13 protein-coding genes are annotated in these 17391 nt (G+C 65.3%); 8 read left to right on the forward strand and 5 right to left on the reverse strand.

All coding sequences use genetic code 11. The features are described from left to right. Positions 1–27: 27 nt before the first annotated feature. Positions 28–1335 carry an LLM class flavin-dependent oxidoreductase gene (locus tag QBK88_RS04640; RefSeq protein WP_277961098.1) on the forward strand — a complete coding sequence of 436 codons (1308 nt, stop codon included), beginning with the start codon at positions 28–30 and terminating at the stop codon, positions 1333–1335. 143 nt (positions 1336–1478) lie between these two features. Here the strand turns inward: QBK88_RS04640 and QBK88_RS04645 are convergent, their stop codons facing one another. Beyond that, positions 1479–1910, reverse strand: coding sequence for an NUDIX hydrolase (locus tag QBK88_RS04645; protein WP_277961099.1), 432 nt, complete (start codon positions 1908–1910; stop codon positions 1479–1481). 101 nt (positions 1911–2011) lie between these two features. Between QBK88_RS04645 and QBK88_RS04650 the strand changes: the two genes are divergently transcribed. From QBK88_RS04650 to QBK88_RS04670, 5 genes are all read left to right on the forward strand, one after another. Continuing rightward, a complete protein-coding gene (locus QBK88_RS04650; protein ID WP_277961100.1) occupies positions 2012–2923 on the forward strand; it encodes a LysR family transcriptional regulator in 912 nt (303 codons plus the stop codon). Between the two features lie 110 nt (positions 2924–3033). Further along, positions 3034–4008 carry a hydroxyacid dehydrogenase gene (locus tag QBK88_RS04655; protein WP_277961101.1) on the forward strand — a complete coding sequence of 325 codons (975 nt, stop codon included), beginning with the start codon at positions 3034–3036 and terminating at the stop codon, positions 4006–4008. Between the two features lie 14 nt (positions 4009–4022). Beyond that, positions 4023–4712, forward strand: a complete 690-nt coding sequence (locus tag QBK88_RS04660; protein WP_277961102.1) for an RraA family protein — start codon at positions 4023–4025, stop codon at positions 4710–4712. A 74-nt stretch (positions 4713–4786) separates the two neighbouring features. Continuing rightward, positions 4787–6076 carry a citrate:proton symporter gene (locus tag QBK88_RS04665; protein ID WP_277961103.1) on the forward strand — a complete coding sequence of 430 codons (1290 nt, stop codon included), beginning with the start codon at positions 4787–4789 and terminating at the stop codon, positions 6074–6076. A gap of 3 nt (positions 6077–6079) precedes the next feature. Continuing rightward, positions 6080–6772 carry a TerC family protein gene (locus QBK88_RS04670; RefSeq protein ID WP_277961104.1) on the forward strand — a complete coding sequence of 231 codons (693 nt, stop codon included), beginning with the start codon at positions 6080–6082 and terminating at the stop codon, positions 6770–6772. A gap of 156 nt (positions 6773–6928) precedes the next feature. Here the strand turns inward: QBK88_RS04670 and QBK88_RS04675 are convergent, their stop codons facing one another. Continuing rightward, positions 6929–8347: an ATP-binding protein gene (locus QBK88_RS04675; protein WP_277961105.1), complete on the reverse strand. Its 1419-nt coding sequence runs from the start codon at positions 8345–8347 to the stop codon at positions 6929–6931. Between the two features lie 115 nt (positions 8348–8462). Continuing rightward, positions 8463–10658, reverse strand: coding sequence for a TonB-dependent siderophore receptor (locus QBK88_RS04680; protein WP_277961106.1), 2196 nt, complete (start codon positions 10656–10658; stop codon positions 8463–8465). 327 nt (positions 10659–10985) lie between these two features. Here QBK88_RS04680 and QBK88_RS04685 point away from each other — a divergent pair, with 327 nt between their 5' ends. Beyond that, positions 10986–11693 carry a response regulator transcription factor gene (locus tag QBK88_RS04685; protein WP_277961135.1) on the forward strand — a complete coding sequence of 236 codons (708 nt, stop codon included), beginning with the start codon at positions 10986–10988 and terminating at the stop codon, positions 11691–11693. Next, positions 11690–13033, forward strand: a complete 1344-nt coding sequence (locus tag QBK88_RS04690; RefSeq protein ID WP_277961107.1) for a sensor histidine kinase — start codon at positions 11690–11692, stop codon at positions 13031–13033. Before QBK88_RS04685 ends, QBK88_RS04690 begins: the two co-directional genes overlap by 4 nt. Positions 13034–14408: 1375 nt before the next feature. On the opposite strand, the gene QBK88_RS04695 is transcribed toward QBK88_RS04690, so the two are convergent. Beyond that, positions 14409–15584 (reverse strand): fumarylacetoacetate hydrolase family protein, encoded by a 1176-nt coding sequence (locus QBK88_RS04695; RefSeq protein ID WP_277961108.1) that lies wholly within the window; start codon positions 15582–15584, stop codon positions 14409–14411. A 9-nt stretch (positions 15585–15593) separates the two neighbouring features. Then, positions 15594–17378 (reverse strand): IlvD/Edd family dehydratase, encoded by a 1785-nt coding sequence (locus QBK88_RS04700; protein ID WP_277961109.1) that lies wholly within the window; start codon positions 17376–17378, stop codon positions 15594–15596. Between the last annotated feature and the right edge of the window lie 13 nt (positions 17379–17391).

The following is a 17391-nucleotide window of genomic DNA, read 5'->3' on the forward strand; positions in this document are numbered from 1 at the left end:
TCACTTTAATTGACAGCGAGTTCCTTCATGAGCCAAACCCTCGACCAGATGCGCCTGGGCCTGTTCGTCCAGGCTGCTGGCCACCATTTCAGCGGCTGGCGCTACCCAGGCGCGCAAAGCGGCAGCGAGAATTTCGCGTTGATCCGTCAACTGACCGAGCAAGCCGAACGTGCCTGCCTGGACATGGTGTTTTTCGGTGACAAGCTGGTGACCGGCCCGCAGGAGCACCCCTCGATGATCGTGCGGCTGGAGCCGTTGACGTTGTTGGGCGCACTGGCATCCATCACCGAGCGCATTGGCCTGGCCGCCACCGCGTCCACCACCTATGGCGAGCCGTATACCCTGGCGCGCCAGTTCGGCAGCCTGGACCACTTGTCCAATGGGCGCGCTGCCTGGAACGTGGTGACCACCGGCTACGACAGCGCCGAAAACTTCAGCCGTGCCAGCCACCCTGACCACAGCCAGCGTTATGCGGTGGCCGAAGAGTTCGTGGACGTGGTGCGCGGCCTGTGGGACAGCTTCGAGGATGACGCCTACGTGCGCGATGCCGACAGTGGCGTTTACCTGGACCCACGGCGTATGCACCGCCTGGATCACCAGGGTGACTATTTCAACATCGCCGGGCCGCTGAACCTGACCCGCAGCCCGCAGGGTCACCCGGTACTGATCCAGGCCGGTTCTTCGGGGCCGGGCATGAACCTGGCGGCGCGGGTTGCCGAAGTGGTGTTCACCGCCCAGCAGGACCTGGCCGGGGCGCAGCAGTTCTACCGCGAGCTCAAGCAGCAGGTGACCGCCCACGGCCGCGACCCGCGCCACTGCCTGGTGATGCCGGGCATCATGCCCATCATCGGTGCGACCCAGGCCGAGGCCCAGGCGCGTTTCGAGCGGTTGCAGCAATGGGTGGACATGGACGCGGCGCTGCTGCTGGTGGCCGAACGCCTTGGCCATGACCTCAGCGGCCTGGACCTGGACCAGCCATTGCCTGACCTGCCGCTGCCGCAGAACATGAAGAGCCGCGCGCAACTGTTGCTCGACCTCAGCCACCGCGACGGCCTGACCTTGCGCCAGCTCTGCAAGCTGACGGCGGGCGCGCGCGGCCACAAGATCATCATCGGCACGCCCCGGCAAGTGGCCGACGAAATGGTGGCCTGGTTCCAAGGGGAAGCGGCCGATGGCTTCAACCTCATGCCGTCGCATTTCCCCGAAGGCCTGACCTTGTTCACCGAAGGTGTCCTGCCTATCCTGCGCAAGGCCGGGTTGTTCCGCGAGCGTTACGAAGGGCATACCTTGCGCGACCACCTCGGCTTGCCCCGCCCGGCGCACCCGCGGGCCTAGCGCCCCGCACAGGCCACACCGAGCCGTCTGGTTCCCCGCCGCAGGTTCAGCGTCACTCCTGTGGGACCGGGCGAAGCTCGGGAAGGCCGCACCGCGCAGTACCTGATGCACTGCGGCGTCTGGTTCCCGAGCTGGCGCCCGGTCTACAGGCGGGCAGTGCGGTCGTTCAGGTATTCGCGCAACCGCGCCTGCAACCGCGCTATGGCATCGTCGCGTTCCAGAAATGCCTCGACGCTCTCTACTGCCCAGTACTGTCCTTCATCACCAAACACCACCTGCTCGAACGTCCCGGCGGGCACGTGCGCCACGAAGAACCAGGTGTCCAGCCCACCTGCACCTTGGCCCGGGTACACCCGTTCCCATTCTATCCAGTCGGGGTCGAGCACCAGGCTGAACTCCTCCAGGGTCTCCCGCGCCGCGCATTCGAGCGGCGTTTCCTTACCTTCGCGGCCGCCGCCGGGCAGGTCCCATTGGCCTGGCCACGGAATGCTCGGCTTGTCATCGCGCAAATAGATGAGTATCTGACCCTCGCACAGCAGCGCGATCTTGGCACCTGAAAATGAAAGGTCGGTCACATGGCAGCTCCTCTTGCACGAGCATTACAGGGTAGCGGGTTCAAGCGCTTGGGGTATCCTCGCGCATTCAGCAACAAGCGCCGCAACGGAGCACAGCGCCCATGAGCATCAACCTGCAGATCCGCGACCTGGTGTACTTCATCAAGGTCGCCGAACTCGGCCACCTGGGCCGTGCTTCCGAGGCCCTGCATATTTCACAGTCGGCCCTCTCCAAATGCATCGACCGCCTCGAAAGCGCTTACGACGCGCAGCTGTTCGAGCGCGTCGGCCGTGGTATTCGCCTGACCGATGCCGGGCAATTGCTGTGCGACCGCTCCTTGCTGATCGAGCGCATGCTCGATGAAACCCATCGCCAGACCTCGTCCCTGGGCAAGGGCCTGGCCGGCACCATCCGCGTCGGCGCCGCGGCCACCATCGCCGAATACCTGATGCCACGGGCGTGCCGACTGTTGCAGGAAGAAGCCCCGGCGGTGGTGCTGGACCTGCAGATCGGCATGAACGACGTGTTGCACGACTCCTTGCGCAAGGGCCTGCTGGACATCGTCATCGGCCCCCTGGGCACCCAGGACGAGGAATTGGTGGAGCAGCCCATTGCTGGCGACGATGTGGTGGTGGTTGCCAGCGCGAGCCATCCGTTGGCCGGGCGCGAAGTGCCGCTGCAGGCCCTGTGCGACTATCGCTGGCTGTTGTCGGCGCCCTCGGTGGCCACGCGCCAGTGGCTGGAAAGTGTCTTCAGGCGCCACGGCCTGCCCGCGCCACAGGTGGCCATCGCCACCAGCTCGATTGCCGCGGTACCCAACCTGCTGGTTGAAACCGGGCTGTTGAGTTTTCTATCGCGGCGCAACCTGGCCGACCCTCGCCACGGCAGCGGCTTGGTGGAGATTCCCAACCCGTTGACCACCATGGCCCGGCGTTTCGGTGTGCTGCACCGCGCCGAAGGGTACTTGTCGCCCGCCACGCGGCGCTTCATCGCCATACTGCAAAGCCAGGATCGGGATTTGAATCATTCCTGACGGGAATGATTTGTTGAAAATACGCTAATAGAAATTAAGGATCACGGGGCGGATACTCTTGGCATGCCACCCTCAGGGCGGCGCACAACAATAAGCCAGAGAACATCCCCATGCCTTATGTGATCCTTGTGACTGCGCCCCGGCTTGCCCCCGCCGGCCTGGAACTGCTGCGTGCCGAAGGCTGCCGGGTGTTGTATGTGAACGCCGAGCAGGGCGCCGCGGACATCCAGCGGATACTGGCCAGCGAGCCCGTGGACGCCGTTATTTCCCGTACCCTGGACCTCACCGAAGCCGCCATCGCCGGCTGCCCAACCCTCAAGGTCATCTCCAAGCACGGCGTGGGCGTCAGCAACATTGCCGTGGCCGCCGCCACCGCCCGCGGCATACCCGTGTACGTGACGCCAGGCGCCAACGCCCAGTCGGTCACCGAAATGACCCTGGGCCTGATGTTCGCCGCCGCCCGCAAGGTCAGCTGGATGGACCGCGAAATTCGCCAGGGCCGCTGGTCCCGGGCCCAGGATGGCCTGGAACTGAGCGGCCGTAACCTGGGCCTGGTCGGCTTCGGCCAGGTGGCCCGCCGCGTGGCCCGGGCCTGCCAGGCCATTGGCATGAGCGTGACGGTGTACGACCCGTTGCTGCCCGCCGATGCAGCGTTGGAGGGGGCCGAGCGCGTGGCCGACCTGCCCGCCCTGTTGGCACGCAGCCACGTGCTCAGCCTGCACGTACCACTCACCGCACAGACCCGCAACCTGATCGGTGCGCAAGAACTCGCCTTGCTGCCCGAAGGCGCACTGCTGATCAATACAGCCCGTGGCGAGGTGGTCGACGAGGCCGCGCTGGTGCAGGCGCTGTCCAGCGGGCAGCTGTACGCCGCTGGTCTCGACACCATGGCCGTGGAGCCACTGCCGGCCACCAGCCCCCTGCTGCGCCTGGACAACGTGGTGCTCACCCCTCATGTGGGCGGCTCCACCCCCGCCGCCCTCGCTGGCATGGCCGCGGGCGCGGCACGCAACGTACTGGGCTTTCTCAACGGCACAAGGCCTGCGGCCAGCGCCTGCGTCAACCCACAGGTTTTCGATCACTGATCTGGAGTACTGTCATGACTGCTCAACAATGGCCTGCCGGCTACCGTATCAACCCACGCGTGGCCAGCGTGCCCGCCGACCTGGTGGAAGCCTTTCGCGCCATCCCCGTGGCCGTGGCCGGCGACTGCATGGGCCGCAGCATCGGCGCCCGCGGCCTGCATGCCTACCATGGTGACCTGTCGCTGAAACTCTGCGGCCCGGCCTTTACCGTGCGCGTGCGCCCTGGCGATAACCTGATGGTGCACAAGGCGCTGATGATGGTGCAGCCCGGCGACGTGCTGGTCATCGACGGTGGCGGCGACGTCAGCCAGGCGGTTATCGGCGGCCTGGTACGCACCACCGCCCTGCGGGTGAAGTTGGGCGGTATCGTCATCGACGGCGCCGTGCGCGACCTGGAAGAGTTGGCCGAAGGTATCGTCCCGGTGTTCGCCGCAGGCCACACCCACCGTGGGCCAAGCAAGGACGGCCCGGGGGAGATCAACGTGCCGATCGCCTGTGCCGGCCTGTGCGTGCTGCCGGGCGACCTGGTACTGGGCGATGCCGACGGTGTCATCGCCATCCCGGCCCAGGATGCTGCGGCGCTGCTGCCCAAGACCCTGGCCCACCTGGACCGTGAGGCCGGCATCCGCGAGACCAACCGTGCCGGCACCGCCGACCCGGAGCGTTTCGATTCGCTGCTGCGGTCCAAGGGCCTGCCGGTCTGATGTAGTGCGTCAACCCCTGGCGCCAGGCGCCAGGGTCATTGCCTGTACAATTATAAGAAACAGGACATTCGCTCATGCTCATGATGCTGAGTTTTATCATGCTGGCTTGCTTCATCTTTTTTCTGATGAGCAAGAAGCTCTCGGCGCTCACCGCCCTGATCCTGATCCCCACCGTGTTCGCCTTGATCGGCGGCTTCTACGACGAGCTTGGCACATACATCCTCGATGGCGTGAAAGTGGTCGCACCCAATGGTGTGCTGATGATTTTCGCCATGCTGTATTTCCTCACCATGACTGAAGCCGGGATGTTCGACCCGCTGGTGACGCGCATCGTCAACGCTGTGCGCGGCGACCCGGTGAAAATCTTCGTCGGCACCGTGGCCCTGGCCTGCATCGTCGCCCTGGACGGTGACGGCGCCACCATCTACATGATCGTGCTGTCGGCGTTCCTGCCCATCTACAAGCGCCTGGGGCTGTCGCTGCCGATGGTCTGCTGCCTGCTGCTGCAAGTGGCGGGGCTGGGTAACATGGTGCCCTGGGGCGGGCCTACCGCACGGGCAGCCACGGCCATGCATGTGGACGTGGGCGAGATGTTCGTGCCCATGCTGCCAGCGCTGGTTGCCTGCCTGGCTTGGACCTTCGTGCTCGCCTGGCTGTTCGGCCGCCGCGAACGCGTGCGCCTGGGCGGTGCCATCGACCTCAACGGCCATTTCGCCGACCACCAGGCCCAGCGCTGTGCCAGCGGCTGGCGCTTCTGCTTCAACTGGGCGCTGACGGTGATGCTGATCGCGGCCCTGTGCCTGGAGTTGTTACCTTTGAGCTACCTGTTCATGGTGGCCGCGTGCCTGGCCATGGTAGTCAATTTTCCACGCCTCAAGGACCAGCAGGCCCAACTGGAATTACATGCCCCGGCGATTCTGGCAGTGGCCAGCCTGATCTTCGCCGCAGGGGTGTTCACCGGCGTGTTGAACGGCACCGGCATGGCCAATTCGGTTGCCCAGGGGCTGCTGCGCGTGATCCCCGATGGCTTTGGCCCTTACATGGCGGTGATCACCGCGCTGCTGAGCATCCCGGTCACCTGGCTGGTGTCCAACGATGTGTTCTATTTCGGTATCATGCCGATATTGGCCCAGACCGCCCACGCCCATGGTATTACCGCCATCGAAATGGCGCGGGCCTCATTGGTCGGCCAGCCGGTGCACATTCTCAGCCCGCTGGTGGCGTCTACCTACCTGGTGGTCAGCATGCTCAAGCTCGATTATGCCGAGAACCAGCGGTTCACCTTTCGCTGGTCGCTGGTCAACTGCGTGATCCTGCTGGCAGTGTCGCTGCTGACCGGTATTTTTCCCCTGTTTGTTCATTGAGGTATGCCTGTGGATTGGCTCACTGACCCGTTCTTCTGGACGGCCCTGGCGCAGATCATCGCCATCGACCTGCTGCTGGGCGGCGACAACGCGGTGGTCATCGCCATGGCCTGCCGGCGCCTGCCCAAGGCACTGCAGACCAAGGCCATCTACGGCGGTATGGCCGGCGCCATTGCCGTGCGGGTGGTGATGCTGTTCTTCGCCCTGCAACTGCTGGCCGTGCCCTACCTGAAACTGGTGGGCGCGGTGTTGCTGGTGTGGATCGGCATCAAGCTGGCGGCCAACCGCGAGGATGACGCCGATGACATCGATGGTGGCACGCGGCTGTGGACAGCCATCAAGACCATCATCGTCGCCGATGTGGTGATGTCGCTGGACAACGTGCTGGCAGTCGCCGGAGCGGGTAACGGCAACCTGTACCTGGTGGCGGCGGGCGTGTTGATCAGCATCCCGATCATTGTGCTGGGCAGCCGCTTCGTGCTGGCGGTGATGGAGCGCTTCCCGGTGGTGGTGCAGGCAGGCGCGGCGCTGATCGGCTGGATCGCCGGGGCCATGGCCAGCGAAGACCTGGCCCTGTTTCCGCCGCTGGCGCCGTTGCCGTGGTTGCATTGGGTGGTCAGCGTGGCAGGGGCGGTGCTGGTGGTGCTGGTGGGGAGATGGCTGGGTAGCCGCAGGGCAGTAGCGGCAGAGTCATAGCCTGCTGCCCCCCCTGTGGGACGGGGCGAAGCTCGGGAAGCGGCCACCGCGTACTACCTGAAGACCGCGGCGCCTGCTTCCCGAGCTGGCGCCCGGTCCCACAGGGGAGGGCGCAAACACTGGGGGGGAGCCGAGCGCGTCGGCCCCCCAAGGGCATCAACGTACCTGGGTGATCCGGGTGATGCGGTCGCCGTTCTGGTCGTCCGGGCCCTTGGATTTGTTCACCGCGTACACGGTGCCCTTGGCGTCCACGGTCACGTGGTTGGGGAAGGTGCCGTCGTCCAGGTTGGCCACCAGCTTGCCGTCCGGGTCGACCACGGTGACGGTGCCGGCACCCCGGTTGCTGACGTAGGCCAGGCGCTTGGTGGGGTCGAAGGTGACGTTCAGCGGGCCGGCGCCGGTGGGCACCAGGTGCAGGGTCTTGCCGGTGGCGACGTCGACGATGGCCAGGTTGTCGCTGTTCTGGGCCGCCACGAACAGACGGTTGGTCTTGGCGTCGTAAGCCACACCCATGGCAGTCTTCACGCCTTCGATGGGGAATACCTTTTCCACGTTGCCGGTCTTGGCGTCGATGACGGCTGCTTCGTTGGTCGTCAGGCTCACGGTGTACAGCTTATGGGCCTTGGCATCCAGATGCAGGCTGGCCACGGTGAACGGCGCCGCGCGCTCGCCACGCTGGGCCGACTTGATCTCGATGGTGCGTTCCACGGCCTGCTTGCCCGCGTCGAACATGACGATGGTGTTGCCACCCGTGGCGCCGGCGAAGGCCTTGTCCAGTTCGGTGTCGATCACCACGTCACGGGCATGGGCCACGGTGTCGGGGGCGAACTGCTTGACCAGGCTCAGGTCGGACTGGCGGTACACGGCCACGCTGCTCTGGCGAGTGTTGGTGACCCACACGGTGCCATTGCGGTCGTCCACGCCCACGCCGTAAACGGCATAAACGGCGCCGGGTTCCTTGCCAGGGGCCGCGGCCGGGGTGACCTGGGCTTCGATGGCCAGGGTCTTGGGGTTGAGCTTGAGCAGTTGTGATTCCTTCACCGGTGGACGGCCCACGGCGGAGGTCACGAAGATAGCGCCAGTCTTGTCGCTGACCGCCGACTGGTACAAGCCGGGCACCAGTTTGCTGCTGGTCTGCTTGAATCGTTCGGTGCCCGACAGCGGCACCACGGGCGAGACCTTCAGTGGCAGTACGGCGGCGGCCGATGGGTTGGTGACGTTGACCACAATGGGCTGCTGGCCCACGGCGGCGTCGGCCGGCACTTTCAAGGCGCCCTTGAACTGGCCTTCGCTGTCGGCCACATAGGCGTCAGCGTTGAGCACGGTGGTGCCGCGCAGCAAGGTGATGTGCTGGCCAGGCTTGAAGCCGCGGCCCATCAGTTGCACGTCGCTGCCAGCGGTGATGGCGCCGCCGTTGGCGGGCATGGCCATGATCTGGCCCTGGTAGTCCGGGTCCGGCGTGTCGAAGGCCGATTGGGCCATGGCGGCTTGCATGCCCAGGCTCATCAGGCCAATCAGCGAGGCCAGCTTGCAGAGCTGGCTGGCAGGGGACCGCGCGCTAGTGCGTTGTTTCATCGAAGACTCCATGTTGAAGGTGGGCAAGCCCCCTGACGGTGGCAGGGGGCCTGGATCATATCAAGATGCAATGATAATCATTCTGTTTTTTACAAATTGGTACATTTGTAAAGGCTCAGAACGAGGTCGACACGCTGGCATACACCGCCTGGCCATGCTGGTTGTAGGTGGCCGCGCCGGCGCTGTTGGAGTTGCCTTCGCGGTACAGCTTCTTGTCGAAGATATTGTTCACACCAGCGCCCAGGCGCACGTTCTTGGTCAGTTGGTAGCCGACGTTGATATTGACCAGGCTGTAGGCGCCCACTTCCTCGGTGCTCACCCCTGCGGCATCAACCTTGGTGGTGCCCACGGTCGGCGGTTTCTGGCGGCCGAAGCTGGTGATGCTCAGCTGAGTCGAGAACTTGTCATTGACCTGCCAGTCCAGCATCGAATTGACGGTGTACTTGGGAATCATCGACAGCACGTTGCCGGTGTCCAGGTCTTTGTTTTCCTGCATGTAGGTGCCGTTGGTGGTCCAGCTCAGGTTGTCGGCCAGTGGCACCGTCAGGTTGGCTTCAAAGCCCTGGGTCACGGCCTTCTTGGCGTTTTCCCACTTGAGGATCATGTTGCCGCCCGAGGAGTAACCCTCGATGTCGGTGCCGGCCACCACCTTGTTGTGGTAGTCGTTGCGGAAAAACGTCAGGCCGGCGATCCAGCCTTCACGCTTGAACTCCAGGCCGATTTCCTTGTTGACGCTGGTCTCGGCTTTAAGGTTGTCGTTACCCTGGATGTAGCAACTGCCGGTGCTGCCGATCGGGCAGCCGTTGCCAGAGCTGAGCAACAGGTAGTTGGGGTCCAGCTGGTACAGGTTCGGCGCCTTGAACGCGCGGGCGATACCGGCCTTTAGGGTGAACTCGTCATTGAGCTTCTGGGTCATGTTCAGGCTGGGTGACCAGTTCACGCCGAAATCGGTGTGGTCGTCCATGCGCACGCCCGGGGTCAGGGTGGCGCCAGCCCATGGCTCGATGTTGTCTTCGGCGAACAGCGAACCGATGTTGGCCGCCGATTTGCTGCTGCGGGTGCCCGAGGCGAGCCCGGCGATGGAGTCGGCCGAGGTGGTGCCGCTGTAGTAGCTGCCCGAGGACAACGCCTGGCTGGTGGAGGCAGGGTCATCCAGTTCCTGGCGGTTCCATTCGCCGCCCAGGGTGAGGGTCTGCGGCAGGCGGGTGCTGAGCGGGATGTTGAACTCGCCGTGGGCCAGGTAGTTCTGCAAGTTGCTGGTGCTGAAGTCGGTGGAGTCGATGGTCCCTTCCACGCCACCGGTCAGGCCTTCGTCCAGGCGGCGGTTGCGGGTGTGCTCGTACTGCACGTAGAACTTGCTGGTACCGAAGTCCCAGTCGCCGTTGTGGGTGATGGCGAAGTTGTTGCGGTACATGACGTTGGTTTCGCGGCCCACCCACGGCGCGGCGCTGGCGGCCTTCTTGCTGGTCAGGCTCTGGTTGTACTGGTTGTCGCCGTCGTAGATGTTGCCCTGGCGGCTGTAGCTGGCGTCGAAGTCGATGCTCTGGCGCTCGTCCAGTTTCCAGGTCAGCCGGCCGTTGATGTCCTTGTTGCGCACACCTTCGGCACCGGAGGCGGCGGATTCGCCCGCCGCTTCGTGGCCTTCGTTGATGTCGGTGCTGTCGCGGTCGGTCTTGCTCAGGTTGCCGTATACCCGGTAGGTCAGGTTGTCGGTCAGCGGCCCGCTGAGGCCGAAGGTGGCGCGCTTGGTGGCGCCTTCGTCCTTGTCCTTGGGCATGTCGGTGTACACGCTGAAGTTGCCGTGGGTTTCCTGGGTGGGCTGCTTGGTGATGATGTTCACCACGCCGCCGGCCGCGCCGTTGCCATAGCGCGCTGCGGCAGGGCCACGGACCACTTCGATGCGCTGCACTTCGTCCGCCGGCACCCAGTTGGTGTCGCCGCGGGTGTCGCGGTCGCCGGTGCGGCCGTAGCGCACCGAGTTGCGCGACTCCACCGGCAGGCCGTCGATCAGGATCAGGGTGTTTTCCGGGCCCATGCCGCGAATGTCGATCTGGCGGTTGTTGCCACGCACGCCGCTGGCGCTGTTGCCGGTGAGGTTGACGCCCGGCATTTTGCGGATGATGTCCGACAGGTCGTTGACCGGCGGCGCCTTCTGGATATCGTCGGCGGTGATGATCGACACGCCCGGTGCCTGTTTCAGCTCCTTCTCGGCGGTGACCATGGTGTTGTCCAGGGTAATGGCCCGGTCATCGGTGGCTTTCGCCGTGTCGGCGCTGCTGACGGTGGTGTCGGCCAGCAGGGCAGGAGACATGGAGGCAGCCAGGATGGCGATTGAAAGGCGGCTGAGTGATGCACGAAAAACCACGACGATACTCCCGTTGAAATGTGGAACCGTCGCCGCTTCTTTCCATGAGCGGCGTTGGGCGGTTGTCCAGACGGGGTGCGATAATAGGCAGTCGTAAATGTTAATAAATCTTATTTACAAAATTTACCTCCGGCGTGAAGTGGCAGCCCGAGTCGGGCGGTGCAACTGTAAATTTCGTAAAGCTTTGCCATCTTGCATTTGATAATAATTACAATTTGCATCATTGGGGCGTGCCAGCCCCTGTCCGTTTTCTGTCGAGAGTTACCCCTTGTGATTGCTACCCAACCCGCTGCCAGGACGAGAATTCTCGCCGTGGAAGACGATCGCCTGCTGGCCGACCATCTGGACCAGCACCTGCGCAAACGTGGTTTTGACGTGACCCTGTGGGACGGCACGCCAGGCCTTGGCACCCCGCAGCGCTGGCAAGGTTTCGACCTGATCCTGATGGACATTCTGCTGCAAGGCAGCAATGGCCTGCAGTTGCTGGGGCAGCTGCGCCAGCGCTTTACCGTGCCGGTGATCCTGATGTCGGCGCTGGGCGCCGAGCAGGACCGTATCATCGGCTTCAGCCAGGGCGCCGACGACTACCTGCCCAAACCATTCAGCATGGGCGAGATGGATGTGCGCATCGACGCGGTGCTGCGCCGGGTGGCCTATGAGCGCTCGGCCCCCGTGAGTGCCGAGGACGGGCAACTGCGCCGTTGCGATGACGGCGTGCAGGACATGTGCCTGGGCGCGGCCAGGGCGGGGTTCACCCCTGTGGAATTCCGGTTGATGGAAACCCTGCTGTCGCACCCTGATGAGGTGCTGAGCAAGACTTTCCTCTACCAGCGCGTGCTTCACCGGCCCTATTCGTTGCAGGACCGGGTGCTGGACCTGCACGTCAGCCACGTGCGGCGCAAGCTGGCCGCCGTGGGTTTCGAGGGCCGGGTGGAGACGGTGTGGGGCAAGGGGTACGTGCTCAAGGGCGCACAGGCATGAAGCTGCCGGGCCGCGGTTCGGTGTTGTGGAAGTTGTGCGCGTTGCTGGCCACCCTGATGTTGCTGGTGATCTGGCTCAGCCGTTCCTGGGGCATGCATTTCGAGCGCGAAGGCTACCGGCTTTCCGATAGCGCCCAGCAAGCCCTGCGGGGCTATGCCGCCGAGGCAGAAGCGGTATGGAGTGCTGGCGGGCCAGCGGCGCTGGGCCAGTGGGAACAGCGCTTCAGTGTGCGCGAACCAGGCTGGGCCGTTGTGCTGGGCGCCGACATGCGGCCGTTGGACGGGCACCGGCTCAACCCACGCGAGCGCCACGCCCTGGGTTTTGCCCGTGAGATCGACTGGGCCATGAGCGCCCGTGCCCGGGGGCCCTTGTTGATCAAGGTGGCGTTCCCCATCGACCCCAGCAGCGGGCAATTGGTGCTGCAGTTACCCGACCGCTTCGTGCCCGGCATGTCCGTGAGCTGGCAACTGATCGCCCACTGGCTGGTGCCGGCGGCGCTGTCCTTGCTGATCGGCGCGCTGCTGTATCGACTGCTGATCGGCCCCCTGGCGCACCTGCATGCCCACGCCAACGCCTTGCGTGAAGGGCGGTTGGAAACACGGCTGCCGGCCGTCATCACCCGTCGCGCTGACGAACTGGGTGACCTGGGCCGCACCTTCGACCACATGGCTGACCGCTTGCAGCAGACCGTGGCCTTGCAGCGGCGGTTGCTGCGCGACATGTCCCACGAACTGCGCACCCCCCTTAGTCGCCTGCAAGTGGCGGTGGAAAGCGATGCGGACGCCCCGGCCCTGCGCCAGCGCCTGGCGCGGGAAGTGCAGTGCATGCGCCAACTGGTGGATGACACGCTGGAACTGGTGTGGCTGGACACCGAGCGGCCACAACTGGCCTTGGACAGCCTGGAGGTGGGGACCTTGTGGGAGATGTTGCGCGAGGATGCCTGCTTCGAATCCGGTTGGACCACCGAGCAGATGCCCAATGAGCTGGGCGGTCCGTGCTGGGTGCGCTGCCACCTCAACGGCCTGGCCCAGGCCATGGAAAACATCTTGCGCAACGCCATTCGCCATTCCCCGGCCGCCGGCCAGGTGCGCCTGGGTGGGCGGCGGGAAACGGGCCACTGGCACTTGTGGATCGACGACCAGGGCCCCGGTGTGGCCGAGCAGTCGCTGGAAGGCATCTTCGAACCCTTCACCCGCCTCAATGCCTCCCGCCCTGGTGGCGACGGCTTCGGCCTGGGCCTGACCATCGCCCGCTGCCGGGTGCAACTGCAAGGTGGTGAATTGTGGGCGCAGAACCTCAACCCGGGCTTGCGGCTGAATCTGCGATTGCCGGCGGCTTGATGGGGCAGGCGTTGCCTGCTGCCTGGGCTGCTGGCGCCCTGAAGATCCGGCCCTGACCCGATTCCAAGCCAGACAAACAAGGCGGACCAGGTGATCTCACAGACATAACCGGCCCGAAACAGATGTGGGACCGTGCTTGCCCGGGAAGCGCCGCGCGGGCGGCGCACGGTCTCAAGGGCGCCGGAAACCTTGAGCCATGCACCTGGCGGCCTTGATACGGTTTCAAGGCGGAAAAACAAGGCGGTCCAGGCAATCCCACAGACATAACTGGCCCGAAACAGATGTGGGACCGGGCTTGCCCGGGAAGCGCCGCGCGGGCGGCGCACGATCTCAAGGGCGCCGGAGAAACCCAAGCCATGCACCTGGAGGCCCTGATACGGTCTCAAGCCGGAAAAACAAGGCGGTCCAGGCAATCCCCCAGACATAACTGGCCCGAAACAGATGTAGGAGCGGGCTTGCTCGCGAAGCGCCGCGCGGGCGGCGCGCGGTCTCGAGGGCGCCGAAAAAACCAAGGCATGCACCTGGAGGCCCTGACCCAATCCCCAGCCAAACCAACAAGGCGGACCAGGCAATGGCACAGACATAACTGGCCCGAAACAGATGTAGGAGCAGAGCTTGCTCGCGAAGCGCCGCGCGGGCGGCGCACGGTCTCAAGGGCGCTGGAGAAACCAAGGCATGCACCTAGAGGCCATGATGCGATTTCATGACAGGCTCTTAGGGCCCCGCTGGAGATCTCATCATGGCCACCAAGCGCTAGTCGATGGTTTTGTAGCGCCCTTGAGACCGTGCGCCGCCCGCGCGGCGCTTCGCGAGCAAGCTCTGCTCCTACATCTGTTTCGGGCCAGTTATGTCTGTGCCATTGCCTGGTCCGCCTTGTTGGTTTGGCCGGGGATTGGGTCAGGGCGGCGAGGTGCATGGCTTGGGTTCTCCGGCGCCCTTGAGATCGCGCGCCGCCCGCGCGGCGCTTCGCGAGCAAGCCCGCTCCTACATCTGTTTCGGGCCAGTTATGTCTGTGCCATTGCCTGGTCCGCCTTGATTGTCCGCCTGGAGATTGGGTCAGGGCCGCCAGGTGCATGCCTTGGTTTTTCCGGCGCCCTTGAGACCGCGCGCCGCCCGCGCGGCGCTTCGCGAGCAAGCCCGCTCCTACATCTGTTTCGGGCCAGTTATGCCTGTGCCATTGCCTGGTCCGCCTTGTTGGTTTGGCTGGGGATTGGGTCAGGGCGGCGAGGTGCATGGCTTGGGTTCTCCGGCGCCTTTGAGATCGAGCGCGGCCCGCGCGGCGCTTCGCGAGCAAGGGCTAGGCGCCCCCCTCGCTCCCACCTCTGTTTCGGGCCAGTTATGCCTGCTCCATTGCCCGGTCCGCCCCGCCTTGCGCTCAGAGATACCCCCGCTTGGCCAGGTTACGCATCAGCGCGCCCACGCCAAACTGCCACGGGGGGGCCTGGTCGCTGGCGGTGACGCGGTTGTGCAGGGCGCCCAGGGCCGGGCTGTGGATGCTCACGCGGTCGCCGGGCTTGTGGGTGAAGCCCTGGCCGGGCTGGTCGCGGTCGTCGGTGGGGGCGAACAGGGTGCCCAGGAACAGTACGAACCCGTCGGGGTATTGGTGGTTGGCGTTCAACGCCTGGCCGGCCAGGTCCTGCGGGTCGCGGCTGATCTGGGCCATGGCGCTGCGGCCCTGCAACACGTAGCCGTCCAGGCCTTCCACGCGCAGGCCGACTTCGCAGCCGCGCACGGTGTCCAGATCGAACGAGCCGTCAAACAGGCGAATGAATGGCCCCAGCGCACAGGAGGCGTTGTTGTCCTTGGCCTTGCCCAGCAGCAGGGCGCTGCGGCCTTCGAAGTCGCGCAGGTTGACGTCGTTGCCCAGGGTGGCGCCCTGGATGCACCCGCGGCTGTTGACCACCAGCACCACTTCGGGCTCGGGGTTGTTCCAGTGCGAGCCAGGGTGCACGCCCACCGCGCTGCCGCTGCCCACGGCCGATAGCACCGGCGCCTTGGTGAAAATCTCGGCGTCGGGGCCGATGCCTACCTCCAGGTATTGCGACCACATGCCCTGGTCGATCAGCACCTGCTTGAGGCGCATCGCCTCGGGGGAACCAGGCTGCAGGTTACGCAGGTTATCGCCGATCACCTCGTGCACCAGAGAACGAATGCGCTCCGCCTGGCCGGCATCGCCAGCGGCCTTTTCCTCGATGACCCGCTCGATCATGCTGGCGGCGAAGGTCACCCCGGCTGCCTTGATCACTTGCAGGTCGATGGGGGCCAACAGTGACGGTTGGTTCGCGTTCCGCTGCTCGCCACTGTTGGCCAGCAAGGCCTCGATGCTGCCCAGGTCAGTACCCGTGGCCCTGCCCAGGGCCCTGACGGGGTCTTCCTGTTCCAGCAGCTCGCTCACCGTGGTGAAGCCCCCGGTGATATCCAGTACGCGGCCTTCGCGGATCAGCACCACGGCCGGGCCGGCGACGGGGGCTGGCAGCCATGCGCGGCCAACCAGGGTAGCGTGGGCCCAGTCATGGGGCAGGGAGTTGTCGATTGTCAGGTGCATGGCCATTCCTTGCGGTCAGTGAGAGTGGCGCGGCGCGCCGTTTTCCGGGATCACCCGCCAGTACAGGGTGGCCGGTTCCAGGCAGCCACCGGTAGACAGCTGGCCCACCAGTTGCCGGTACAGCTCCTGCCACGGTGTCTGCGAGGCCGGTATGGCGGGCAAGGCTTCCTGGCGTCGGGTATCCAGGATGGCGTCGTCCACCAGCAGGTTGACGCTGCGGCTGTTGAGGTCCACGCGCAACCGGTCGCCCGTGCGCAACAGCGCCAGACCACCGCCCACCGCCGCTTCCGGTGACATGTTGAGGATCGACGGGCTGGCCGAGGTGCCGCTCTGGCGACCATCGCCCAGGCACGGCAAGGAGTCGATGCCGCGTTTGATCAGCTCGGCCGGGGGCGCCATGTTCACCACCTCGGCACTGCCGGGGTAGCCCACGGTCCCGCAGCCACGGATGACCAGGATGCAGCGCTCGTCGATGTCCAGGGTGGGGTCGTTGATGCGCGCCTGGTAGTCCTCGGGGCCGTCGAACACGATGGCCCGCGCCTCGAAGCAGTTGGGCTGAAGCGGGTCACTGAGGTAGGTGCTGCGAAAGGCCTCGCCCACCACCGACATCTTCATGATGGCGCTGTCGAAGAAGTTGCCGCTGAGCACGATGAAACCGGCGCGGTGCTTGAGTGGGTCTTCGTAGCTGCGGATCACCTGGCGGTCGACGGTCTGCGCCTGGGCGACGATCTCGCCCATGCTGCGGCCGCTGACGCTGCGGCAGTCCTGGTGCAGGCGACCGACCTTGGCCAGTTCATGCATCACCGCAGGCACGCCGCCGGCGCGGTGGAAACCTTCCCCCAGGTACTCGCCGGCGGGCATGCAGTTGACCAGCAGGGGCACGTCTTCGCCCACTCGTTGCCAGTCGTCCAGGCTCAGGTCGATGCCGCTGTGGCGGGCGATGGCGATCAGGTGCGGTGGGCAGTTGGTGGACGCGCCGAGGGCCGAAGCCACGGCGATGGCGTTTTCGAATGCGGCATGGGTCATGATCTGCGAGGGCCGCACATCTTCACGCACCAGCTCAACGATGCGCAGGCCGGTGGCGTAGGCCATTTGCCCGCGCTCGCGGTAGGGGGCGGGAATGCTGGCGCAGCCTGGCAGCGACATGCCCAGCGCTTCGGCCAGCGCGTTCATCGACAGGGCCGTGCCCATGGTGTTGCAGTGGCCGATGGAGGGCGAGGCGGCGGTGGTCATCTCCATGAAACCTTCGTAGTCGATCTCGCCGGCGCTGAGCAGGTTGCGCGCGTGCCACAGCACGGTACCGGAGCCGATGCGCTGGCCCTTGTGCCAGCCGTCCAGCATGGGGCCGCCCGACAGTACGATCGACGGCAGGTCGGTGGTGGCGGCGGCCATCAGGCAGGCCGGGGTGGTTTTGTCGCAGCCGGTGGTCAGCACCACGCCGTCCAGTGGATAGCCGTGCAGCACCTCCACCAGCCCCAGGTAGGCCAGGTTGCGGTCCAGGGCGGCGGTGGGCCGGCGCGATTGCTCGGCGATGGGGTGCACGGGGAACTCCATGGGAATGCCACCGGCATCGCGTATGCCGTCCTTGACCCGTTTGGCCAGCTCGATGTGGTGGCGGTTGCAAGGGGTGAGGTCGCTACCTGTCTGGGCGATGCTGATGATCGGGCGCCCGGACTGCAGCTCGGCGCGGGTCAGGCCCTGGTTCATGTAGCGCTCGGTGTACAGCGCGGTGAGGTCGGCATGGGCCGGGTCATCGAACCAGTCCTGGCTGCGCAGGCGACGGGGTGGGGTAATGCTCATGGCAGGCTCCGGA

This window comes from Pseudomonas sp. RIT-To-2 (assembly GCF_029623465.1).
Taxonomy (GTDB): Bacteria; Pseudomonadota; Gammaproteobacteria; order Pseudomonadales; family Pseudomonadaceae; genus Aquipseudomonas; species Aquipseudomonas silvicola.